Annotated in this window: 20 protein-coding genes; 12 read left to right on the top strand and 8 right to left on the bottom strand. The window is 58.6% G+C overall.

The features are described 5' to 3' along the window. Nucleotides 1–111: 111 nt before the first annotated feature. The 6 genes from KIN_RS06420 to pedF all read right to left on the bottom strand — a co-directional run bounded on the left by KIN_RS06420 (nucleotide 112) and on the right by pedF (nucleotide 6,123). Nucleotides 112–897 (bottom strand): FAD binding domain-containing protein, encoded by a 786-nt coding sequence (locus KIN_RS06420; protein WP_159805084.1) that lies wholly within the window; start codon nucleotides 895–897, stop codon nucleotides 112–114. Between the two features lie 59 nt (nucleotides 898–956). Next, nucleotides 957–3,320, bottom strand: a complete 2,364-nt coding sequence (locus tag KIN_RS06415; protein ID WP_159805083.1) for a xanthine dehydrogenase family protein molybdopterin-binding subunit — start codon at nucleotides 3,318–3,320, stop codon at nucleotides 957–959. Nucleotides 3,321–3,407: 87 nt separating this feature from the next. Next, entirely contained in the window at nucleotides 3,408–3,893 is a 486-nt protein-coding gene (locus KIN_RS06410) for a (2Fe-2S)-binding protein (protein ID WP_159805082.1), read from the bottom strand. A 30-nt stretch (nucleotides 3,894–3,923) separates the two neighbouring features. Continuing rightward, nucleotides 3,924–4,454, bottom strand: a complete 531-nt coding sequence (locus KIN_RS06405; RefSeq protein WP_159805081.1) for an SRPBCC family protein — start codon at nucleotides 4,452–4,454, stop codon at nucleotides 3,924–3,926. Between the two features lie 81 nt (nucleotides 4,455–4,535). Continuing rightward, complete coding sequence (locus tag KIN_RS06400; protein ID WP_174239093.1) at nucleotides 4,536–5,423, bottom strand: substrate-binding periplasmic protein; 888 nt, start codon at nucleotides 5,421–5,423, stop codon at nucleotides 4,536–4,538. A 7-nt stretch (nucleotides 5,424–5,430) separates the two neighbouring features. Further along, nucleotides 5,431–6,123, bottom strand: a complete 693-nt coding sequence (pedF, locus tag KIN_RS06395) for a cytochrome c-550 PedF (RefSeq protein WP_159805080.1) — start codon at nucleotides 6,121–6,123, stop codon at nucleotides 5,431–5,433. A gap of 158 nt (nucleotides 6,124–6,281) precedes the next feature. Between pedF and pedA1 the strand changes: the two genes are divergently transcribed. The 6 genes from pedA1 to KIN_RS06365 all read left to right on the top strand — a co-directional run bounded on the left by pedA1 (nucleotide 6,282) and on the right by KIN_RS06365 (nucleotide 11,011). Beyond that, complete coding sequence (pedA1, locus tag KIN_RS06390) at nucleotides 6,282–7,439, top strand: lanthanide ABC transporter ABC transporter substrate-binding protein PedA1 (RefSeq protein ID WP_306438994.1); 1,158 nt, start codon at nucleotides 6,282–6,284, stop codon at nucleotides 7,437–7,439. Between the two features lies 1 nt (nucleotide 7,440). Beyond that, a complete protein-coding gene (locus tag KIN_RS06385; RefSeq protein WP_373281642.1) occupies nucleotides 7,441–8,424 on the top strand; it encodes a YVTN family beta-propeller repeat protein in 984 nt (327 codons plus the stop codon). Nucleotides 8,425–8,450: 26 nt separating this feature from the next. Next, the gene (locus KIN_RS06380; protein ID WP_159805079.1) at nucleotides 8,451–8,882 is read left to right on the top strand and encodes a cupredoxin domain-containing protein; all 432 of its coding nucleotides are present in this window, start codon (nucleotides 8,451–8,453) and stop codon (nucleotides 8,880–8,882) included. Continuing rightward, nucleotides 8,882–9,598, top strand: a complete 717-nt coding sequence (gene pedB / locus KIN_RS06375; RefSeq protein ID WP_159805078.1) for a lanthanide ABC transporter ATP-binding protein PedB/LutE — start codon at nucleotides 8,882–8,884, stop codon at nucleotides 9,596–9,598. Before KIN_RS06380 ends, pedB begins: the two co-directional genes overlap by 1 nt. After that, nucleotides 9,595–10,386, top strand: a complete 792-nt coding sequence (pedC, locus tag KIN_RS06370) for a lanthanide ABC transporter permease protein PedC (protein WP_159805077.1) — start codon at nucleotides 9,595–9,597, stop codon at nucleotides 10,384–10,386. The genes pedB and pedC overlap by 4 nt, the downstream gene beginning before the upstream one ends. Before the next feature lie 76 nt (nucleotides 10,387–10,462). Then, nucleotides 10,463–11,011 carry a tetratricopeptide repeat protein gene (locus KIN_RS06365; RefSeq protein ID WP_373281641.1) on the top strand — a complete coding sequence of 183 codons (549 nt, stop codon included), beginning with the start codon at nucleotides 10,463–10,465 and terminating at the stop codon, nucleotides 11,009–11,011. On the opposite strand, the gene KIN_RS06360 is transcribed toward KIN_RS06365, so the two are convergent. Both KIN_RS06360 and KIN_RS06355 read right to left on the bottom strand, forming a co-directional pair. Next, nucleotides 10,951–11,643 carry an ABC transporter ATP-binding protein gene (locus tag KIN_RS06360; RefSeq protein ID WP_243144830.1) on the bottom strand — a complete coding sequence of 231 codons (693 nt, stop codon included), beginning with the start codon at nucleotides 11,641–11,643 and terminating at the stop codon, nucleotides 10,951–10,953. The two genes, KIN_RS06365 and KIN_RS06360, sit on opposite strands and share 61 nt — an antisense overlap. Nucleotides 11,644–11,649: 6 nt before the next feature. Then, complete coding sequence (locus tag KIN_RS06355; protein WP_159805076.1) at nucleotides 11,650–12,624, bottom strand: ABC transporter substrate-binding protein; 975 nt, start codon at nucleotides 12,622–12,624, stop codon at nucleotides 11,650–11,652. A gap of 321 nt (nucleotides 12,625–12,945) precedes the next feature. Between KIN_RS06355 and KIN_RS06350 the strand changes: the two genes are divergently transcribed. The 6 genes from KIN_RS06350 to KIN_RS06325 all read left to right on the top strand — a co-directional run bounded on the left by KIN_RS06350 (nucleotide 12,946) and on the right by KIN_RS06325 (nucleotide 22,337). Next, the gene (locus tag KIN_RS06350) at nucleotides 12,946–14,709 is read left to right on the top strand and encodes a PQQ-dependent methanol/ethanol family dehydrogenase (protein ID WP_159805075.1); all 1,764 of its coding nucleotides are present in this window, start codon (nucleotides 12,946–12,948) and stop codon (nucleotides 14,707–14,709) included. 167 nt (nucleotides 14,710–14,876) lie between these two features. Next, nucleotides 14,877–15,581 (top strand): response regulator, encoded by a 705-nt coding sequence (locus tag KIN_RS06345; RefSeq protein WP_159805074.1) that lies wholly within the window; start codon nucleotides 14,877–14,879, stop codon nucleotides 15,579–15,581. Nucleotides 15,582–15,627: 46 nt separating this feature from the next. Beyond that, nucleotides 15,628–16,815, top strand: a complete 1,188-nt coding sequence (locus KIN_RS06340) for an FIST N-terminal domain-containing protein (protein WP_243144829.1) — start codon at nucleotides 15,628–15,630, stop codon at nucleotides 16,813–16,815. Continuing rightward, nucleotides 16,812–19,034 carry a hybrid sensor histidine kinase/response regulator gene (locus KIN_RS06335; protein ID WP_159805073.1) on the top strand — a complete coding sequence of 741 codons (2,223 nt, stop codon included), beginning with the start codon at nucleotides 16,812–16,814 and terminating at the stop codon, nucleotides 19,032–19,034. Before KIN_RS06340 ends, KIN_RS06335 begins: the two co-directional genes overlap by 4 nt. 167 nt (nucleotides 19,035–19,201) lie before the next feature. Then, a complete protein-coding gene (locus KIN_RS06330) occupies nucleotides 19,202–19,774 on the top strand; it encodes a biliverdin-producing heme oxygenase (RefSeq protein WP_159805072.1) in 573 nt (190 codons plus the stop codon). Next, nucleotides 19,761–22,337, top strand: a complete 2,577-nt coding sequence (locus KIN_RS06325; RefSeq protein WP_159805071.1) for an HWE histidine kinase domain-containing protein — start codon at nucleotides 19,761–19,763, stop codon at nucleotides 22,335–22,337. The genes KIN_RS06330 and KIN_RS06325 overlap by 14 nt, the downstream gene beginning before the upstream one ends. The last annotated feature ends 2 nt before the right edge of the window (nucleotides 22,338–22,339 follow it).

Genomic DNA, 22,339 nt, shown 5'->3' with positions numbered 1-22,339 from the left:
CAAGGATGCAGAAACTATTTCCATAGCCGTCTTAGGCTGAAAACGGCAGCGAGCAGACCAGAAAAAAGCCCCCGCAGATGCAGGGGCTTTCAAAATTCAAAGGTGGGGACATTAGGCCGCAGCAGAGACTGCGCGGCCGGTCATGACCTTTATCAGATGGGCGCGGTAGGCGCCTGTGCCGTGGAGGTCGCTGATCATGCCTTCGCCAGAGACACTCAGGCTGTCGAGCGCTGCGGGGGAGAAGTTGGCGCTCAGCGCCTCTTCAGCCTCGGTCCAGCGGAACACGCCTTCTTCGGACGCGCCCGTGATCGCAACCCGGACGCCGTCTGCGAACTTCGCGACGAAGACACCGACCAAGGCGAAGCGGGACGCTGGTTGAACGAACTTCTGGTAGTTCGCTTTTTCGGGGATCGGGAACTTCACTTCTGTGATGATCTCGCCCTCCTCCAGCGCGGTCGAGAACATACCTTGAAAATAGTCATCCGCCGCGATCTCGCGTGTGTTGGTTGTCACGGTCGCACCAGAGGCCAGAACGGCCGACGGGTAACAGGCTGCCGGGTCATTGTTTGCCAGCGATCCGCCAATCGTGCCACGGTTGCGCACGGCCGGATCCCCGATATGGGAGGCCATCGCACTGAGTGCCGGGTAGCTGCCGTCCGCAGCCACCGCCGCGTGGGTTGTGCCCCCACCGATGCACAGCCGACCTTCGTCGTCCTTACAGATGCCCTTCATCTCATCGACGCCCGAAAGGGCGACAAGGGTTTCGGGGGCGGCAAGCCGTTGTTTCATTGTAGGCAGCAGTGTCTGACCGCCACCAAGCGCCTGGGCCTCGTCGCCCTTGAGGGCAGCGACCGCGTCGGCCACCGTGCCGGGCTTCACAAACTCGAAATTATGCATTCTTCCATTCCTTCTCAGATCCGTGGCGGGGCAACGCCGAAACGTCGCCCCGTTTGGATTTAGCTGTTCATTGCGGCCCAGACGCGATCGGACGACAACGGCATATCGATATGCGTCACATCATGGCCGCCCCGTTGCAAGGCATCAATCACAGCGTTGACCAGCGCCGGGGGCGATCCGATGGCCCCCGCCTCGCCGCAGCCTTTCACCCCCAGCGGATTGTGCGTGCAGGGTGTGACGCTGGAATGATCGACCGTGAACATCGGCAGATCATCCGCGCGGGGCATGGCGTAGTCCATATAGGACCCCGACAGAAGCTGACCCTGATCATCATAGGCGCAGTTCTCGATCATTGCCTGGCCGATACCTTGCGCCAGACCACCATGAACCTGACCCTCAACGATCATCGGATTGACGATGTTGCCGAAGTCATCCGCCGCGGTGAAACCCAAAACAGTGACCTTGCCCGTTTCCGGATCGACCTCAACCTCACACCCATATGCACCGGAAGGATAGGTGAAGTTGGCCGGATCGTAGAAAGCGGTCTCTTCCAGCCCCGGTTCGATGTCCTCGAGAGGATAGTTGTGGGGCACATAAGCCGCGAGTGTCACATCACCCCACGCCACGGATTTGTCGGTGCCCGCAACGGTGAAGGCGCCGTCCTTCAGCTCAATGTCGCCTTCGGCGGCTTCAAGCAGGTGGGCCGCGATCTTCTTGGCCTTATTTATGATCTTCTCGGTTGCTCGCACCATGGCGGAGCCGCCAACTGCCAACGAGCGAGAGCCGTAGGTGCCCATCCCCATCGGAGACTTCGCCGTGTCGCCGTGGACGATATCGATCTGACTTGCGTCAATGCCGATCATCTCACTGACCACTTGAGCAAAAGAGGTTTCATGCCCCTGCCCGTGGCTGTGAGAGCCCGTCATGACGCTGATCGAACCGGTGGCGTTCACCCGTACTGTCGCGCTTTCGTAGAGCCCGGCGCGCGCGCCAAGTTGACCCACAAGGTTTGACGGCGCGATGCCGCAAGCCTCGATGTAGTGCGCGATGCCAAAACCGCGCAGCTTGCCGTTCTTCTTGCTTTCGGCCGCACGGGCGTCAAAACCCGCGTGATCGGACAGCTCCAGCAACTTGTCCATCGTCGCGTGGTAATCGCCGGTATCGTATTCCACGGCGACGGGCGTCGCATAGGGAAACTCGGTGATAAAATTGCGACGGCGCAGTTCCACCGGATCGATCCCCATTTCGCGCGCGGCCTTGTCCACAACGCGTTCCAGCTGGAACGTCGCTTCGGGCCGACCTGCCCCGCGATACGCATCGACGGGTACCGTGTTGGTGAACACGGCCTTCACGTTCACGTAGATCAGCGGTGTCGTGTAATTGCCCGCCATCAATGTACCATGCAGCCATGTGGGGATGGACGGCGCAAACGTAGACAGGTAGGCGCCCATATTTGCGTGGGTGTCTGTGCGAAGCGCCAGGAACTTGCCGTCCTTGTCCATCGCCAGTTCGATCTTGGTCACATGATCGCGTCCATGGGCGTCGGACATAAATGCTTCGGAGCGGGACGAGGTCCATTTGACCGGGCGCTTCAAGGCCTTGGCGGCGAAGGTGCAGAACGCCTCTTCCGCGTAGTGATAGATTTTTGCGCCAAATCCGCCGCCCACGTCGGGGGCTACGACCCGCAGCTTATGCTCCGGGATGCCCAGAACGAATGCGCCCATCAAAAGACGGATCACATGGGGGTTCTGGGACGTGGTGTAGAGCGTGTGTTCATCGTTGGAACTGTCGTAGTCGCCAACGGCCACACGTGGTTCCATCGGGTTGGCCACCAGCCGGTTGTTCGTCAGTTCCAGCGTGGTGACGTGATGCGCGCCTTTGATCGCCTCATCGACCGCCTCGCGATTCTCCTCGACGAAGCCCCAGTCGTAGCAGAGGTTCGAGGTCAGATCGTCGTGAACCTTCGTGGCACCGTCCTTCAGCGCATCCTTCATATTGAGCACCGGCTCAAGCTCTGTGATGTCAATATCGAGCGCCTCGGCGGCGTCGCGGGCCTGTTCCAGCGTATCGGCCACGACCACAGCAATCGGATCGCCCACATGGCGCACCTTGCCCTCGGCCAGAACCGGGTGCTTTGGCTCCTGCATGGCCTCGCCGAAGCGGTCCGTCACCTGCCAGCCGCAGGGTACACCACCGACGCCTTCGAAATCCTTCGCCGTGAAGACCTTTGCGACCCCGGGCATTCCTTCGGCGGCAGAGGCGTCAATCGAATTGATCGTCCCATGGGCCACATCGGAGCGCACAAAGTAGGCGTAGGCTTGTCCGTGAATGTTGATGTCGTCCGTGTACTTTCCGTTTCCGGTCAGAAATCGGATATCTTCGCGTCGCAGTGTCGGCGACCCAATGCCTCCATCTTTTGGCATGTTCGTCCTCCCTTGAATTCGCAGGGGATGTGCCCTGCATCATCGTTTCTCAAATTTCAGCGCGTGTCTCTGGGACGGCGCGTTTCGTTATTCTGCGGCGATGGCAGAGACGTCCTGTCCGGACGCGGCCATGATCGCCTTGACGATGTTGTGGTAGCCCGTGCAGCGGCAGATATTGCCTTCGAGGTAATCGCGCACCTCTGTCTCGCTGGGCTTTGGATTTTCTTTCAGCAATGCAGCGGCCGTCATCACCATGCCCGGTGTGCAAAAGCCGCACTGCAGACCGTGGTGGTCCTGAAACGCCTGCTGGATCACGGAGAGCGAGCCATCGGCATTGGCCATCCCTTCAATCGTTTTCACCTCAGCGCCGTCCGCCTCTGCCGCCAGCATGGTGCAAGCTTTCACCGAAAGCCCATCCACATGCACGACGCACGCGCCGCACTGGGATGTGTCACAGCCCACATGGGTGCCGGTCAACCGCAGGTCGTCGCGCAGAAAGCTCGACAGGAGCGTGCGCCCTTCCACGTTCCCTGAAACGGATTTTCCGTTCACAGTCATCGTTACGTTGGTCATTCTAGTCCTCCCAAAAGTCTCTTGTCTTGCTCAGCTGGATACCATGCGGCGGAACCAGCCTTTTTTCTTTTCCCCGGTTTCCGCACCATCAGCGACCTCGGCGTCTGGCTCTTGTTCGGCCGGACCTTCAAGTGCTTCCTGAAAATTGGTGAAAAACTGATCGGCCATCTTCTTGGCAAAGCCATCAATAATGCGGCTGCCCAACTGAGCCAACTTGCCGCCGACTTTGGCCTCCACATCGTAATGCAGAACCGTCTGGCCGTTGTCGTCTTCCAGACGCACCTTGGCGCCGCCCTTGGCAAAGCCCGCAGCCCCACCCTTGCCGGAGCCCGAGATTGTCAGGCTTTCAGGCTCGTTCATGTCCTCAAGGGTCACGGCGCCTTTGAAGGTCGCTTTGACCGGGCCGACCTTCTGGACGACGACCGCCTCGAACCCCTCTTCGGGGGAGCCGGACATCTCCTGACATCCGGGCACGGCGTTCTTCAGGACATCCTTGTCCAGCAGGGCCTGCCAGACCATCTCGCGCGGGGCGTCGATTGTACGGCTGTCACTCAGTTCCATCGGGTAAATCCCTTTCCTTGGTGGATGCTAAGCCGCAGAGCGCCAAATGGCATATGCGACAAAGGTGTAGTTCATGGCCGCTCAGCGGTCCGGCGCTTCGTAGGTCAGCCCGTAGCTTTCGAAGATTCCCGCGATGCGCCCGTCGTCCAGTGCATAGCGGATCGCGTCGTCCACCGCGTAGGACAATGGCCGATATCTGAAATTGACGGCAACCCCCAAATCCCAGGATGATACAGCGAACCCGGCCAGAGGCGGCGCGTGCACCGACAGGCCATCCGCCAGCCGATGTTCCATCTGCGCGCGCGGGCCCATGGCGGCCTTGGTCTCGCCTGCCGCAAGTGCGTCCATCGCTTTGATCATGTCCGGGTAGCGGCGCATGTTGTCCGCCAATTGCCCGCCAACAAAGCCGCTGAGGTAGAAATCGGAAATCGAGTCGTTCTCCACGGCGACGGTGTCATAGCGAAAATAGGCAGGCACCGGTTTTTCATCGGGGTATTCCGCGTCGGCATAGGCGATCGCGATCCGCTCCTTGGCATACTGGCCGGTAAAGACGACCTGTTCGACCCGGCAGGCAAAAGCTGAATCGTAAGGGACACGCATCATCACGTTGGAAATCCGGCCGCCGATCAAGGCGCCTTTCCAGATGTTGTTGCGCAGATCCGCCTCAAGGTTCTCGGCCGATCCAATGAAGTTGAACCGCGCCTCGACACCCAGATCCTCGGCGATGATCCGAGCGATCTCGATGTCGATACCCTTGGCCGCGCCGCCCTCTTCCCAGGAATACGGAGGATAGTCCTCGTAGACAGCAAAGAGCATGTGCCCCTGCTCGACAATCTGGTCCAACTCCTGACCGACTATATCGCGACCGGCGTTTTGAGGTTTCGGTTGGGGGACAAAATCAGCGCAAGGATCACTGCCCCATGCGGGGACAGCAATCACCATTGCGACGGCAAAGATTGAAAACTTCATGGATGGATTATTGCGCGGCAGACAACCCGATGGTCAATGTCTCGGCTGCTGTTTTGTAGGACGCCTTCGTGCCATCGATGACGTTGGCCGCGCGGAAGGCCACCGAGTCTGCCACTGGCGCGCCTGACAGTGTCTCGATTGCGCCCGCGATCTCGGCCAGTCGCGCTTTGGCGGCTTCGCTGTCGGCACCCGCATCATCTGAGGCCCAGCCGGCCAGTTGATCCCGGATCTCTTTCAGTTCACCAGCGACATCTTCCATGGTGTCCCCGTCTGGTCGGGTTTCGATATAGGTCCGGATCGCCCATGCAGCCTCTTGCCCCAACAAATCACCGAAGGCAGGCATCTTCGTGGTGCCATTCTGGGTGTAGCCTTCCCGGAAGCGCTCGACGTACCACTCGTCGCCGTATTCTTCAGCCTCCAGATACCGCAGATCAGGGGCAAGACCACCCGAAACCCCCTCAAGACCATGGCATCGGGCGCAGTTCTGATTGTAACCGGATGCGCCAATCTCAACAGCCGTCTTCCAGACCTCTTCGCCAACCGCCTCGGCGCGGTAGGGATTTTCCGTCAGCCACTCTTCACCCACTTCGGGAAGGCCGCTCGTGTCGACAGCCTGCGGCGCAACATCACCATGGGCGTTTACGAGGGTGGCCGCCGCACCAAAGGCGAGGCCCGCGATCAAAAGCGTCTTGGTTTTCATGTCGGTTCTCCCATTTCGTTTGGGGATAGCGCAGCAAAAGCGCGCCTTCTATGGGACCAAGGTCGGCGGGTTTGGCGATGTTTTCGCTGAAGCTTCAGACGAAAGTCTTACTACCGCCTGCCAGCCTGCCCGCTACCTTGCTCACGGGGAGGAAGACAGTGCGGGTTATCACGGCTCTTTGGATGATTTTGATCTGCGGTCCCGCCTGGGCCGTCGATCTGTCCGTTCATTACATCCGGGTCGAGACACCTACGCCGCCCACACTGTCAAACCTTGATCCAATCCCTGACGATTTGGGCCTTGCGGGCGCCCAGACCGCGCTTGATGACAACAACACGACCGGCAAGTTTCTGGGCCAAACCTATGCTTTGGACATCACCGAACTGTCGCCGCAGGACGATGTGCTTGGCGCTGCACGCGCGGCCTTGGCCGAGACCCCATTTCTAATCCTCGATGCGCCGTCGGATGTGCAGTTGGCGATAGCTGATCTGCCCGAGGCGCAAGACGCCCTGCTCTTCAATGTATCTGCGGAAACCCCTGATCTGCGCTCCGATGCGTGCCGGGGCAACATGCTGCACACGGCGCCGTCGGTTTCCATGCGGACGGATGCGTTGGCGCAGTTCTTTGTGACCCGCCGCTGGACCGATCTGGCGATGATCTTCGGGACCTATGAGGACGACCGGCTCTTCGCAGATGCCATGCGCGTGTCGCTGCAAAAATTTGGCATCTCAGAGCCTGCTGAGAAGGAATGGGCCTTCGACGCCGACATGCGGCGCAACGCAGCGCAGGAAGTGCCGCTGTTCACGCAGGACCTGGGCGACTACGACGCTTTGATCGTGGCCGATGAGGTTGATGATTTCGGGCGCTACATTCCGTTCAACACATGGCAGGCCCGTCCGGTCGCCGGCACAGAGGGGTTAACTCCCAAGGTTTGGGCGCCGGTTGTTGAGCAATGGGGTGCAGCCCAGTTACAGAGCCGGTTTACCGAAGCTCATGGCCGCGATATGGCGTCCAAAGATTACGCTGCTTGGGCGGCGGTCCGTACGCTGGGCGAGGCCGTCACCCGTACAACCGCTGCGGACGCGCCGACCCTGCGTGCCTTCATCCTGTCTGACGCATTTGAACTTGCGGGTTTCAAAGGACGCCCGCTCACCTATCGCGGCTGGAACGGTCAGTTGCGTCAGCCCATTCCGCTGGTCCACAGCCGCGCCCTTGTCGCGTCGGCTCCGCTGGAAGGGTTTCTGCATCAACGCAACGAGCTTGATACGCTGGGCCTCGACAAGCCCAATTCGAACTGCACTGCATTTGAGGATTGATATGCCATTGCGCCGCTTTGCCTGCCCGCTTCTTCTCTCGATGGCGGTTTTCATCGCGACGGACGTCCAGGCGGGTGAGATCTGGGTGACTAATGAGAAAGACGATACCGTTTCAGTGATCGATGCCGACACGCTGGAGGTGATCGAGACATACGAAACCGGCGAGCGCCCGCGCGGGATCACGTTCTCGAAGGATTTCAGTCGGCTTTACATCTGCGCCTCTGACAGCGACACCGTGCAGGTGATGGATCCCAACACCGGCAGGATCCTTCACGACCTGCCCTCGGGGGAAGACCCCGAGCAATTCGTTCTGCACCCGGACGACAGGCATCTCTATATCGCGAACGAAGATGACGCGATCACGACCGTTGTCGACACCGAGACGCGCCAGGTCGTGGCCCAGATTGATGTGGGGATCGAACCCGAAGGCATGGCGGTTTCGCCAGATGGCAAGATCGCCATCACCACGTCCGAGACAACCAACATGGCCCATTGGATCGACACAGACACGAAGGAACTGTTTGCAAATACTCTGGTCGACAGTCGCCCACGCCACGCGGAATTCGTGAAGGACGGCACCCAGATGTGGGTCAGCTCCGAGATCGGCGGCACGATAACGGTCTTTGACGTGGCAACTCAGGCTGAAATTGCAAAGATTTCCTTTGAGGTCGACGGCGTTCACCCGGACCGCGTGCAACCTGTGGGGTTCGAATTCACAAACGGCGACACACATGCGTTCGTCGCTTTGGGACCATCAAACCACGTGGCCGTCGTCAATGCTGAAACCTTTGAGGTCGAGGAGTACATCCTCGTGGGTCGTCGGGTCTGGCACATGGCCTTCAACGCGGATCGGTCCCGGCTCTTCACAACCAATGGGGTTTCTGGTGATGTTACTGTGATTGACGTCGCAAGCCGCACACCGGAGAAGTCGATCAAGGTTGGTCGGTTCCCTTGGGGCGCTGCATTCCGCCCGAAACCTGAATGATGCGATCCAACAGAAAGGCATCCGCCATGAACATCCTGTCCCCCGTTATATGTCTGACACTGACCTGCGTGTCACCCGCACTGGCCGAAGGGTTCGGTGCCGCCGGTCTTCTGTCTGGAAAAAACAAGGAGGATCTTCCGCCGGTCATCCTCAGCGCAGGCGCGCCGCTTGCAGACGCGCCGTGGGTGCTGAAGTCGGGCACCTATTACGAATTCGAGATACAAGGTGATGGCTCACAGGAGCTTGCCTTGATCGGTCCGGAGTTCTTTCGCGCCATCTGGGTCGATGAGATCGTGGTCGAAGGCCTCGAAATCCGGCCCCTTGGGGTCGACAGTATAGAGTTTGATGAGGCAGGCGAGATGGAAATCGGGTTCATCGCGATTAAGCCCGGCAGCTATTACCTAAAGGTTCCGGGCTCAACCGGTGAGACTCAGCGGCTTGAGATTACGATCGAGTAATGTCCCTTCGCGTCCGGGATCTGTCCTTTTCCTACGGTACGAAACAGGCTCTGCGCCACGTCAGCTTTGAGATAGAAACAGGCGACTTCTGCGCGTTGCTTGGTCCGAATGGTGCGGGTAAATCCACGCTCTTTGGGCTCTTGACACGACTTTTTACAGTTCCTAATGGCGAGATCGAAATCGCGGGCGACAGCCTGCGAGCATCGCCCCTTATAGCATTGAAATCGCTTGGGATTGTCTTTCAGCAGACGACGTTGGATTTGGACCTGAGTGTTCGTCAAAACCTCAGCTACTTCGCGGCACTCCACGGGCTATCCGGCAAACCGGCCCGGACCCGGATAGATGGCGCGCTCGCCCGCCTGAATATGCTCGAACGGGCGGACGAAAAAGTACGCGCGCTGAACGGCGGGCACCGCCGCAGGGCTGAAATTGCCCGGGCGCTGATACACCAGCCGACCGTCTTGCTGCTGGATGAGCCGACCGTCGGTCTGGATGCCGCAGCCCGGGCGTCAATCACCGAACACGTTCATGCCCTATGCACGGAACAAAGTATCACTGTTCTCTGGGCGACCCATCTGACCGATGAAGTGAAACCGGAGGACCGTCTTCTGATCTTGCATGAAGGCGCTGTCCTTGCCGACGGACGAGCCAAGACCATCGCGGGCGACCTGCCCTTGGCCGATCGCTTTCTTGAGATGACGGGCGCGGCGGCGTGACCGCCTATCTCACAGCGTTGGTGGCAATCGTTACGCGTGAAGCCCTGCGGTTTATCCACCAGCGGGAACGGTTCATCGCCGCCCTCGTACGCCCGCTGGTGTGGCTTTTGGTGTTCGCGGCGGGGTTCCGGGCCGCCTTGGGTCTCAGCATCATTCCACCCTACCAGACCTATATCACTTATGAGACCTACATTGTGCCGGGCCTTTGCGGAATGATCCTTCTTTTCAATGGGATGCAGTCCTCTCTTAGTCTTGTTTATGATCGCGAGATGGGGTCCATGAAGCTGCTTCTCACCGCGCCGTTGCCCCGCTGGTGGCTGTTGTTCTGCAAGCTTCTGGGCTCAACTGCGATCTCCATCCTTCAAGTCTATGTCTTTCTGGCCATTGCGGCGGCGTTCGGCGTTGCGATGCCTGCGTTGGGATACGTCACAGTCTTCCCGGCCCTGATCCTCGCCGGACTGATGCTGGGCTGTCTAGGGCTGCTGCTGTCGAGTTTCATCAAGCAGCTTGAGAACTTTGCCGGCGTCATGAACTTCGTGATCTTCCCGATGTTTTTTCTGTCCTCCGCGCTCTATCCGCTTTGGAAAATGGCTGAGTCCTCGGAGCTGCTGCACGACATCTGCGCGCTCAACCCGTTCACCCACGCGGTAGAACTGATCCGCTTCGCGCTCTATGTTCAATGGAACGGCAGCGCGCTGTTCTGGACATTGATCACCACAATCGCGTTCGGTCTCGCTGCGGCGTGGGGCTATGATCCTGGCCGCCGTCAGATACGGAAACGAGCCTGACCTACCCTACGACCATGTCAGCGATGAAACTGATCAGCATTTGATGTATGACGTCTCAAACCGGAGGAGACTGAGAATGCGAGCTGCCCTGTTTACCGCTCTGATATGCGCCCTGCCCCTGGGCGCGTTCGGCCAAGTGACTGTAGAGGACGAAGGCGGCACGCTAAACCCCGACGAGATGACGTGGCAATCTATTCTGGGTCGTGCCGAGAATGGCGAGACGGGCATGGTCATCTGTTCGACAGGCTATGCCTTGACCAAGTCTGGTGATCACGACGCAGCACGCACCCTGTTCGAGAATTGCGCGCGCGACGGCTACACCGGCGCGATGACTTGGATGAGCCAGTTGGATAACAATGGTTTAGGCGGCGACTATGATCCTGATGCAGCCGCAAACTGGGACAGACGCGCGGCCGAGCTGGGCGATCCGGTCGGCAAATTCAACTACGGTATCGATCTGATGCGCGGCCACGGTGTCGCGCGGGATGAGGTTTTGGGCCGACAATACGTAGATGAGGCCGCGGCCGACGGGCTGGCCGTCGCACGCAGGCTTCAGGGGGCAGATTACGATCTGGACGAGGTCACGCCGGATGCGGATGACTGGAAATATGCCCCCTTGTTCTGACGTTCAGCGGTGAGCGTGGCGGGGGACCCGCCCAGCGCGAGTATTCTGTCTGCGAGCCTCTCGGCCTCAGCCTCCACATGGGTGACGAGAACTGTGGCGACGTGATGTGCGTCCCGCAATTGGGCGAACAAGTGCATCATGTCCTCAACAAGCTCGGGATCGAGGGACACGAACGGTTCATCCATTAGCAACAGCGCAGGCCGGACGGCGAACGCACGGGCGATGGACAGGCGTCGTTGCTGACCAAGAGACAGCTGCCCCGGAAAATCCGCACCTCGCCCGGCAAGGCCCACTTGGGACAGCCACCCCTCAGCCTCGTCCTTTGTGATGCGGGTTGTCACGTGCAGGTTCTCACAGACCGTGCGCCATGGCAGAAGGGTCGGTTCCTGGAAGATCAGACCCACCGGTGAAGCCGCGTGGAGCGTGCCGTCAAAGCCGGTCTCTAGCCCGGCCATGATCCGCAGGAGTGTCGTTTTGCCAATGCCGGACGGCCCCACCAGCGCGACAGTCTCCCCGCCGGATATATGAAGCGAGAGCGGCCCGAGGATGGGCGCGCCGTCGTAAGACATCTGAGTGAGATCAAGCCGAAGAACGGAAGGCGACGCTGGTGTCTTGGCGCTTTGCTGTGACACTGCGGCCTAACTGCCGGGTTGCAGAAAAACACCGTCCGGCAGTTCCGTCGCGTTTCCGATAAGGTCTTCGCCCCCAAGCTTCGCCATCAGTTCCAGCATCTTGCCTGCAGCCTCTTCATTCACCGGACCAGGTGCCGGGATGCCCGCGCGAAACCCAGCCTTCAGCGCTTCGAACTGAGCGTCGGTCTTGGCGTTCATGCGGTCGCGCAGCCGGTCCCATTCGCTGTCATTGGTGGCGAGGATGTCCTTTGCCGCCCGCGACGCGGCAGCCAGACCGTGCACAAGGTCGGGATTTTCCTTTAGCATCTCCCCACGCACGACATAGCCCAGCAAAGGCGTTTCCGGATCAAGCCCCAAGGCTGTGGCGGCATCCGCGACGTCGATCAGCTTGCGCATGCCCGACGCCTCCATCTTTGCCATGAAGTGCCAGTAGTTTATGGCGCCGTCCAACTCACCCCCGAGGGCGGTCTTGAAGATCAGAGGCGGTGCACCGAACACCTGCTCGGTCACGGTCTTTATGTCGATGCCATCCGCCTGATCGGCATAGGCCTGAACGATCAGCCACGATTTGTCGAGCGGCCCGCCTGCGATCCCAATTTTGCCGCCCGCTAGATCTGAGAGCGTTTTCGCTGGGCTGTCGGCAGGCACCATCACGCCGCCCACTGCCTTGGAATACGGGATGAACACGAAATCCTTTCCAGCCGCGCGCTGACGCGCGACCCACAACCAATCCGAGACGATGACGTCGGCTTCGCCCCCTTGGAACGCAACCTTGGCGGCCTGCCCGCCTGCCATGCCCATGACCTCTAGCTTGAAGCCTTCGCTCGTATCCAAGCCGTGGTGCTGGATCGTGTCGAGTTCCCAATTCACCGTGCCAAACTTTAAAACGGCTGCCCGGAGTGTCGGCGTGTCCGCAAAGGCAGAGACGGCCGTCAGGCAAAGCGATATCGCGGCTGCGCCCAGAGCTTTGAAAACTGTCATCAGATCCTCCCAAATCTTCCCGCTGAACCGTACCAGCCCGAGCAGCCGCCGAAATACGACCAAAGGCGCGCGTTTTTGCCGGTTCCAAGTTCTTGCAATTTAAGGCCCGGTCCTCTGAACGCAGTCATCGCGCCGCGCCGCACCTGAGCCCGCTGTTGCTTGATACGCCAAACAAAGCTGTCAAGAGGGCTCAGGGTCTTACGACCAATGTTCAATACCTGTGCTTGACCTTTGGGCAAATACTGAAAACGGGTCGGGCAACGCCGGTTTACATGCTGTTTTGCGTCCGTCACGACAGATAAAGTCATTGGGAGGACTTTCATGAACCGTTTCGTATTGGCTGTGTCCGCTGCGCTGATCGCCAGCACGGCTGCCTACGCCGAAGTTACTGAAGAAGATTTGCTGAACGACGCCGCATCAACCGGTGACGTTCTGACCAACGGCATGGGGCGCCACCTGCAGCGCTATTCGCCATTGGACACCTTGAACAAAGAGAATGTGGACAATCTGGTCCCGGCCTGGGCCTTCAGCCTTGGCGGTGAAAAGCAACGTGGTCAGGAAACCCAACCGATTGTTCATGATGGCGTGATGTACATCACCGGATCTTACTCGCGCCTCTATGCGATTGACGTGAAGACCGGCGAGGAAATCTGGCAATATGACGCGCGTCTGCCGGAAGGTATTCTGCCCTGCTGTGACGTGGTGAACCGCGGTGCGGCCATCTATGGCGACAACATCTATTTCGGCACACTCGACGCCCGTATCGTCGCGCTGAACAAGGACACGGGCGATGTGGTCTGGCGCAAGAAGATCGCCGATTACAAAGCGGGCTACAGCTATACGGCGGCGCCGCTGATCGTGAAGGGGCTCGTGATCACCGGCAACTCGGGCGGTGAGTTCGGGATTGTCGGCGAAGTTCAGGCGCGCGACGCCGAGACCGGTGATCTGGTCTGGACCCGTCCTGTGATTGAAGGCCACATGGGCACGCTGAACGGCGAAGAAAGCACCATGACCGGCACGCTCAATGCCACATGGCCGGGCGATATGTGGAAGACCGGCGGCGGCGCAACTTGGCTTGGTGGGTCCTACGATGCGGACACCGACACGCTGGTTTTCGGCACCGGTAACCCCGCGCCCTGGAACAGCCACCTGCGCAACGCGGGCGAACCAACCGAGGGCAATGCAGGTGACAACCTTTATGCCGCATCGCGCATCGGGATCGATCCGGCCAACGGCGAGATCAAGTGGCACTACCAGACCACGCCACGCGAAGGCTGGGACTATGACGGCGTAAACGAAGTCGTGTCCTACACCGACCGCGACGGCAACATGCGATACGCCACAGCGGACCGGAACGGGTTCTTCTACGTGCTCAACCGCGAAGACGGTGCTTTCGTCAGCGCGGTGCCTTTCGTCAAGGACATCACGTGGGCCAGCGGGATTGACGAAACCGGCCGTCCGATTTTCATCGAAGACAATCGTCCCGGTGATCCAGCAGCCTCAGCAGACGGGAAGAAAGGCGAAGTTGTCTTTTCGTCCCCCGGCTTTCTAGGTGGCAAGAACTGGATGCCAATGGCCTTCAGCCAGCGGACCGGCGACTTCTATGTGCCGTCCAACGAATGGGGGATGGATATCTGGAACGAGCCGATCACCTACAAGAAAGGTGCTGCCTATCTTGGGTCGGGCTTCACCATCAAGCCGAACTACGAGGACCATATCGGCAGCCTGAAGGCGATTGATCCCGACACTGGTGAGCTGAAGTGGGAGTACAAGAACGACGCCCCGCTTTGGTCCGGTGTGATGACAACGGCGGGCGGCCTTGTTTTCTTCGGCACACCTGAGGGCAAGTTCCTCGCGCTTGACGACGAGAGCGGTGAAGAGCTTTGGTCCTTCCAGACCGGCTCCGGCATTGTGGGTCAGCCCATCACATGGGAGCAGGACGGTGAGCAATACGTCACGGTCATCTCTGGCTGGGGCGGTGCTGTTCCGCTCTGGGGTGGTGAAGTTGCCAAAAAGGTCAACTACCTGAACCAAGGTGGTATGCTCTGGACATTCCGTCTGCCTGAGCAGCTGGCCGGGCAGTAGTCCGCCTGATCTTGCAACAGCCCTAGAGACATGAGAAACGCGCCTTCGGGCGCGTTTTTTTTTGCGAACCGGCCCGTTTCCAATACCAATCTGTTAACCAACATTATTCGCCGTTCTTCGACTTATTGACAGGTGACGCCCGTCCGCTTGCGATTTACGCTCACCTCATGACAGTTGCACCAACACCCCATGCGTCGCCCTCCACACGTTCTTCATTCGATGGCTGGGCCATGGTGGTGGATGATCACCCGCTCTTCTGTGACGCGTTGGAATTGACGCTCAGATCGGTCGGCGACTTTGCCGATGTCGCAACCGCTGACAGGCTCGAAGCCGCACTTGCGCGGATCGACACCGAAGAAACCACACCATCGCTGATCGTGCTGGATCTCAACCTTCCGGATGTCTCTGGCCTCGATGGTTTGATCCGGCTCAAGACCAAGGCCGGTGACACACCCATCATCGTCGTCTCCTCCATGGCAGAGAACACGATCATAACCGGCGCGCTTAAAGCCGGTGCGATGGGTTTTGTGCCAAAGCATTCCAACAGGTCAGTGTTCAAAGATGCCCTCGCTGTGATTTCCGGCGGCGGTATATATACGCCCGCTGGCTTTGTAGAGACGGACACCTCGTCCCAAACGCCAGATGCCATGGCGCGCCTGGCCACGTTGACGAACCAGCAGGGGCGTATTCTGCAACTGATCTGCGACGGTAAGCTGAACAAGCAAATCGCCTATGACCTCTCCATCGCGGAGACCACCGTGAAGGCCCATGTGACAGCCATTATGCGCAAGCTGGGCGTGCAATCGCGCACCCAAGCCGTTCTGGTCGCACAAGAGGCCAAGTTCGCAAATGTCTTGCCATTCGGCGATTAAGGCCAATATCTTTTAATCAGGGAGAGATTATCAGGATATTTGGCGCGTGGATGGAAGCGAACAGCTGCCTGTACGGGAGTACAGCATCGACTCCGACATACTTCGGGTTGCTCAGGCCGGGCTGGACGAAGCTGAGGCAATTTCTTCTCTTCTCGTTACTCTTGGAGCCGGCCCCTTCGCCCTGATCAAATTGTTTGTGTCGCCCACGGATCGCTTTGCTGATCTGATGCGTGAGGCCAGCGAAGCACTTCCGGACACCCAGATCATCGGGTGCACAACTGCGGGCGAGATCGGACCGACGGGGTATCAAAGTGATCAGGTCGTGGCGATTGGCTATCCGGCCAGTCATTTTGCGGCAGAGACATTGCTGATCCGGGATATCGCTGCCTTCGATGCGCAAAGCCTTCTGGACAAAGTCATTCACCAGCGGCTTGGTCTGGCGGATCGAGCCGCAGATAAGCCGAACTGCTTTGCATTCCTGCTGATCGACGGGCTGTCCCAGAGCGAAGATATTCTAACCGCAGCCTTGTCGCCCGCGTTGGGGGATATGCCGCTCTTTGGCGGATCGGCGGGCGATGGTTATGAGTTCGGAACGACCGAGATTGCGTTGAACGGCGCTGTGTATTCAGAAGCCGCCGTGCTTTCTATGGTCCGCACGACCTGTCAGACACGGGTGTTTTCCCTGGACCATCTGGTGCCCGGCACCGACCGGATGGTCGTAACGGAGGCGGACCCGAGGCGCCGGATCGTCAAAACCATCAACGCCGAACCCGCAGGCCGGGAATACGCACGGATCATGGGGATGGACCCCGACCAACTGGACACATTCACCTTCGCATCGCACCCCGTCGTCGTGCGCATGGGCGACATCCATCACGTACGCGCCATTCGCAACGTGAACGAAAAGGGCGAGCTGGTCTTTTTCTCTGCAATCGACGAAGGCATGGTCCTGACCGTCGCAGACAGGCTTGATCTGGTGGACCATCTGGACCGTGAGCTCAGCCTTCTGTGCGACGACAAGCAGCCGCTGGCTATCGTCGCCTGCGACTGCCTGCTGCGCCGGATTGAGGCGGAACAGATGCAAATCACCCGGCAGGTCTCTGAAACACTGTCGCGTCACAAGGTGGTCGGGTTCTCGACCTATGGCGAGCAGATCGGACCGCTTCACGTAAACCATACCATGACCGGCGTCGTGCTGTTCCCGCCGAAGACAGATCGAGGCGCGCCCCGATGACGTTGTTGAACCCGGCAGATACTCTGGAACGCCAGAACGAGAAGCTGGTACAGATCACCGAAGCGCTGATGCGCCGGGTTGAGCAGAAGACAGAACAGTCGGGTGTGGCCTATGCGCAATTTGAGCGCGCCGCGTTGCTCGAGGCCGAAGTCAGGCAGCGGACACTCGATCTGGAACGCACACTCGACCTTTTGCACGAAGCCAATGCGCAGTTGGGCGTCGCCAACCGTCAGACCGAAACGGCACGGCAAACGCTGACGGATGCTATCGAAACTGTCAGCGAGGGCTTTGCGCTCTTTGATCCGGATGACAAATTGGTGCTGTCCAACAGCCGGTTTTGCAAGGATCTGACCGACATCAAGAACGCGCTGATCCCTGGCCTGAGTTTCTCGGATTACGTCGATCTCATCTCCCACAGCCGGTTTCTGTCCTTGCCAGAGAGCGAAACGTCGGAGCACTGGGCCGAACGGCGCATGCTGCGGCACGGGGATAACCACGTTATCTTCAATGTCAGTCTGATCTGGGACCGATGGTTGCAGGTCAGCGAACATCGCACCTCCCAAGGAGGTACGGTCATTTTGCAGACCGATGTCACCGACATCATTCGTTTGGAACGGCGCGAACGCGACAAGCTGCGCGATCATCAGGCCGAGATGGTCAGCGCTACACTGGAACACCTCAATCAGGGGGTGTGCATTTTCGACGCAAACGAACGTCTGGTCTTCTGGAACCAGCGCATGAGCACCGTGCTGGATCTGCCTATTCAGGACGGTGTCATCGGCGGAACGTTCTCGCGGCTGCTGGACAAGCTGTCCTACGAGGTAACCTTTTCCGATACGTTTGATATGGGCCGCTTGCGAAATTGGGCCGCGAACAGATCGGGACGCAGACCCATTGCGTTCGAGATCAGATCCGGCACGGAAAGTATCCTGAGCGTGTTCGCCCAAGAACTGCCCGACAAGGGCTTTGTGATCAGTTTTACCGATGTAACCTCTGAACGGGAAGCGGCGCGCGCGCTTTTCGAGATGAACGAACGGCTGGAACGCCGCGTTGAAGCGCGTACCTTAGAGCTTGGCGATGCCTTGGCCGAGGCAGAGCGCGCAAACTCGTCCAAATCGCGTTTCGTTGCGGCGGCCAGTCATGACCTTCTGCAGCCGCTTTCCGCCGCGAAGCTCTTCATGTCGTCTCTATCGGAAACCGTATCCGATCCTGCCTCGCTTGACGTGATCGACAAAGCCGAAACGGCACTTGGAAGTGTCGAACATATCATCGAAGCGCTTCTGGACATCTCGCGCCTTGACGCGGGCAAGGCCGTGTTCGACATCCAGCCCGTTGCGCTGAACGCGATACTCACCCCTCTTCGCGACGAACTGAGCCCAGTGGCCGAAGCGAAGGGCCTGAGCCTCAGCATTGTGCCCAGCGGCCTGACCGTGAAAAGCGACGCTGGCTATTTGCGGCGGATTATCCAGAACCTTGTCACAAACGCGATCCGCTATACCGACAGCGGAAAGATCGTTGTTGGTGTCCGGCGCACGGCGCTCACGGCAAGAGTTGAGGTGTGGGACACGGGCCCCGGCATTGCGCCTGAGGATCAGCGGCTTGTCTTTCAGGAATTCAAGCGCGGAGACCCGGCGCGCAGTGCGAATGATGGTTTGGGACTGGGCCTCGCGATTGTGGAACGTGCCTGCAAGACGTTGGACCACCCGCTTGAGCTCTGGTCAGAGCCCGGCGCGGGCAGCTGTTTTTCCGTCAATCTAAAGCTCGCGGACGCCGGATCCGAAAGCGCGGCTGGCCCGGTCAACGGGGAGCCGACCGCAAATGCAGCTGGTCTCATCATCATGTTGGTCGAAAACGACGAACAACTGGGCCGCGCATTGCTGATGATGATCGAAGGCTGGGGCAGTGATGTGCTATGGGCCAGAACCGCCGAGGAAGCACTTGAGTTGATGCGCGAGATCGATCTTGTGCCGGATATGCTACTGATGGATCAGCATTTGGGGCAAGGCATGACCGGGCTGGAGCTGTATAACGAGATATCTCTGCAGGAGGGCTTTGTTCCGGGCTGTATCATTTCGGCTGATCGCAGCAAAGCGCTCCGCAAGGAATGCCGTCGCCATGAGATTGACTTGCTGACAAAACCCATTGACACCATGCGCCTTGCCCGTCTGCTTGAGGATGTGTCAAAACGAACATTCGCCATTTTGAGCGAAACAACATAGATTTAATGCATTGATACCTGACGGGAGCGCGTAGACCATCTAAGGTCAGCGCCATTACAAGAATTTCTCATTGCCCACACACAACAAATTTTAGAATACCAACTTTACTTTACTTTCGCAGGGCCATCCATTTCTCTCACCTGCACTCTTCTAACGGATCGCATATCTTGACAGCCTCTCTTCGACATCGGCTTTACACCGAAACCCGACCTGATCACGACCGCGTTGATGCCCTTTTCGCTGTAATGTCTTTGCAGAACCCTGAAGGGCTCAGACCGTTCTTCCGCGCTCATTACATGGCCTTTTCCGCGATGGCCCTGATGCAGAGAGAGGCAGATGACGCGTCACGGGCGGCGGTATTTTCAGATCTGTCTGACAGGCTCGGCGCGGATCTTGAGATATTAGGCAGCCCCCTGCCCGCGCCGCTTTCCGTGCGATCCGTGGTGCCATTGGCCTCGGACTATGTTCTTCTCGGCTCACGGCTTGGTACAAATGTGCTTCGCAAACAATGGGCCAAGAGTACGGACGACACGGCACGCGCGGCAGCCAATTATTTTTCTGCATCCTTTGATCCACAAGCCTGGCGGGATTTGTGCGAGGTGCTGGATCAACACCCGGCTACCGGGGCGCAAGCAGACGAGATCGTGGACGACACCAAAAAGCTCTTTCAACTCTTCGAGACAGCAGCGCTGTCACAGCAGGCGACACAGACGGAAAATCTGTCCTATGGCACCCACTGACACGGATTTTGACCTGAACACAGACAACATGGATCTGACGAATTGCGACAGGGAACCCATCCACGTTCTAGGCCATGTGCAAAGTTATGGCTGTCTTATCGCGATCACCCACGACTGGATCATTTCCCACGCGTCCGCCAACGTGGGAGACTATATTGATGCCACACCCGACGATCTGATCGGCACAGCATTCTCCGCGCATTTCGCTGCGGATGTTATCCGTATTCTGCGCACAGAGATGCAGACCCTTACCATCGCATCTTCCGTCGCGCGCATCTTTGCTGTGGATTTGTTTCAGAACGGACGGTTGTTTGACGTATCCGTCCACAGTGTGGATCGCAGTGTCATCTTCGAGCTTGAGCCGAAATCGAAGCAATCGCTCCGGGATGACATGGCGATGATCCAGCCCCTCCTGTCGCGGATCCGGCGCCATACAACGACAGTGGATCTGGCCTCTGAGGGCGCGCGAGCCTTCAAGGCGCTGACCGGATTTGACCGGGTGATGATGTACCGCTTTGAACAAGATGACAGCGGGACTGTCATCGCGGAGGCGCTTGAACATGGGATGGAGCCGTTTCTCAACTTGCGCTTTCCGGCAAGCGATATCCCCAAACAGGCACGCGCACTCTACAAGAAAAGCCTGGTGCGCCTGATCGCTGATGTCGATGATCCGACGCATGCGATTGTTCCGCAGTTTAATCCCGAAGGCAAACCGCTGGATCTGTCCCTGTCCATCACCCGGGCGGTGTCCCCAATCCATCTGGAGTATCTGCGCAACATGGGCGTCGCGGCCTCAATGTCCGTGTCGATTATCGTCAAGGGTGAGCTTTGGGGGCTTATTGCGTGCCATCACCAAACGCCTCACCACGTGGATTACGAGCGGCGATCTGCCGTGGAACTTATGGCACAAATGCTTGCCTATGAGTTGATGCAGAAAGAGCAGGACGCGCTGCAAGAGCAGTCTGAACGCGCCGCGCTCATGCAGGAAAAATTGCTATCCCGGTTCTCGACCGATCACGATATCATGGCCAACTTCGATCTGATTGCCGACGAGATTGAAAGCGGGCTGCAATTTGATGGGATCGTCATTTTTTCGGGCGGTATCTACAAAGGAAGAGGCGCGATCCCAACGGAGGAAGAGTTTCTGGGGCTCGCGCGTTTTTTGAACACCGCATCGACGGGAAATATCTTTGCAACGGACGCGCTGGCACAGGTCTATCCGAAGGCACAGAATTTTTCCGACCGGGTCGCCGGTGTGCTGGCGCTTCCGGTGTCGAGAACACCGCGCGACTACATCGTGCTCTTCCGTCGTGAAATCGCGCAATCCGTCAAATGGGCGGGCAACCCGCAGAAGCCCGTCAACGTCGGGCCGAATGGGACACGGCTGACACCGCGGCAAAGCTTCAAGGCATGGCAAGAGATCGTGCACGGTCGCTGCAATCCCTGGACCGCGCGGGAATTCCGGACCGCCGAGAGCATGCGCGTCACCCTGCTTGAGGTCGTGCTCAAGCTGACGGACGAGATGAACTTGGCGCGCAAGCGGGCCAATGAGCAACAGGAACTTCTGATCGCCGAGCTCAATCACCGGGTCCGAAATATCCTGAACCTGATCAGGGGTCTGGTCTCTCAAAGCCGCGCAAACGTCGAGGATATCGAGGAATATACCCGCGTTCTGGGCGGTCGGGTTTTATCGCTTGCGCGCGCCCATGAACAGTTGACCGCAAAAAACTGGACCGCTGCGTCCTTCCGCAGCATCGTCGAGGTCGAGGTTGCGGGATTTCTGGATGACCAGTCAGATCGGATCCACATAACCGGCGAAGACGTCAGACTGAATCCCGAGGCGTATACAACAGTGGCGCTGGTGGTTCATGAGCTGGTCACCAATGCCGTAAAATATGGTGCGCTCAGCATTGCGCAGGGTGAAGTCAGCGTCAGCCTCTTTCGGGAAAACGATGGCATAACGATACAGTGGACCGAGCGAAGTGGCCCACCTGTAAAAGCCCCGGACCGTCGCGGCTTCGGATCAACCATCATTCAGAAATCCATTCCCTTCGAACTCAGGGGAACAGCTGACGTCAGGCATAAGGTGACGGGCCTCGAAGCGACGTTCTGGATACCGTCCTACCACTTGGAAAAGGGATCAGACGACGAAACTGTGATCGCTGATGCCGAGATTAAGGGCCTGACCGACGTCTCTGCGATCGAGGGCAACTGCCTGTTGGTCGAAGACAACATGATTATTGGCCTAGATGCTTCCGACATGCTTTCGGAGATGGGCGTAACAGAGACGTTCATGGCCAACACCGTCGCCCGTGCGCTCAAGATGATAGAGACCGAGGACATCCGTTTTGCCCTGCTCGACGTCAATCTTGGGACAGAAACGTCCTTACCCGTGGCCGAAGCCCTGGTGGAGCAAAACATTCCCTTTGTTCTGACAACGGGATACGGCGACGCGTCCTATGTGACAGAAAACTATCCCCCGGTACCGATCTTGAACAAACCCTATGAAGAGGCCGAACTGCAAGCCGGTATACTTCGGGTGTTAAAGACGGGGCAGAGCTGACA

This window comes from Litoreibacter roseus (assembly GCF_009811795.1).
GTDB lineage: Bacteria > Pseudomonadota > Alphaproteobacteria > Rhodobacterales > Rhodobacteraceae > Litoreibacter > Litoreibacter roseus.
Note: the sequence above shows the minus strand (reverse complement) of the source record. Positions and strands in the feature narration are given on the sequence as shown.

Coding starts and splice junctions, on each gene's coding strand:
- KIN_RS06420 (WP_159805084.1), bottom strand. CDS start 897: ATGCATAATTTCGAGTTTGTGAAGCCCGGCACGGTGGCCGACGCGGTC.
- KIN_RS06415 (WP_159805083.1), bottom strand. CDS start 3,320: ATGCCAAAAGATGGAGGCATTGGGTCGCCGACACTGCGACGCGAAGAT.
- KIN_RS06410 (WP_159805082.1), bottom strand. CDS start 3,893: ATGACCAACGTAACGATGACTGTGAACGGAAAATCCGTTTCAGGGAAC.
- KIN_RS06405 (WP_159805081.1), bottom strand. CDS start 4,454: ATGGAACTGAGTGACAGCCGTACAATCGACGCCCCGCGCGAGATGGTC.
- KIN_RS06400 (WP_174239093.1), bottom strand. CDS start 5,423: ATGAAGTTTTCAATCTTTGCCGTCGCAATGGTGATTGCTGTCCCCGCA.
- pedF (WP_159805080.1), bottom strand. CDS start 6,123: ATGAAAACCAAGACGCTTTTGATCGCGGGCCTCGCCTTTGGTGCGGCG.
- KIN_RS06385 (WP_373281642.1), top strand. CDS start 7,441: ATGCCATTGCGCCGCTTTGCCTGCCCGCTTCTTCTCTCGATGGCGGTT.
- KIN_RS06380 (WP_159805079.1), top strand. CDS start 8,451: ATGAACATCCTGTCCCCCGTTATATGTCTGACACTGACCTGCGTGTCA.
- pedB (WP_159805078.1), top strand. CDS start 8,882: ATGTCCCTTCGCGTCCGGGATCTGTCCTTTTCCTACGGTACGAAACAG.
- KIN_RS06365 (WP_373281641.1), top strand. CDS start 10,463: ATGCGAGCTGCCCTGTTTACCGCTCTGATATGCGCCCTGCCCCTGGGC.
- KIN_RS06355 (WP_159805076.1), bottom strand. CDS start 12,624: ATGACAGTTTTCAAAGCTCTGGGCGCAGCCGCGATATCGCTTTGCCTG.
- KIN_RS06350 (WP_159805075.1), top strand. CDS start 12,946: ATGAACCGTTTCGTATTGGCTGTGTCCGCTGCGCTGATCGCCAGCACG.
- KIN_RS06345 (WP_159805074.1), top strand. CDS start 14,877: ATGACAGTTGCACCAACACCCCATGCGTCGCCCTCCACACGTTCTTCA.
- KIN_RS06335 (WP_159805073.1), top strand. CDS start 16,812: ATGACGTTGTTGAACCCGGCAGATACTCTGGAACGCCAGAACGAGAAG.
- KIN_RS06325 (WP_159805071.1), top strand. CDS start 19,761: ATGGCACCCACTGACACGGATTTTGACCTGAACACAGACAACATGGAT.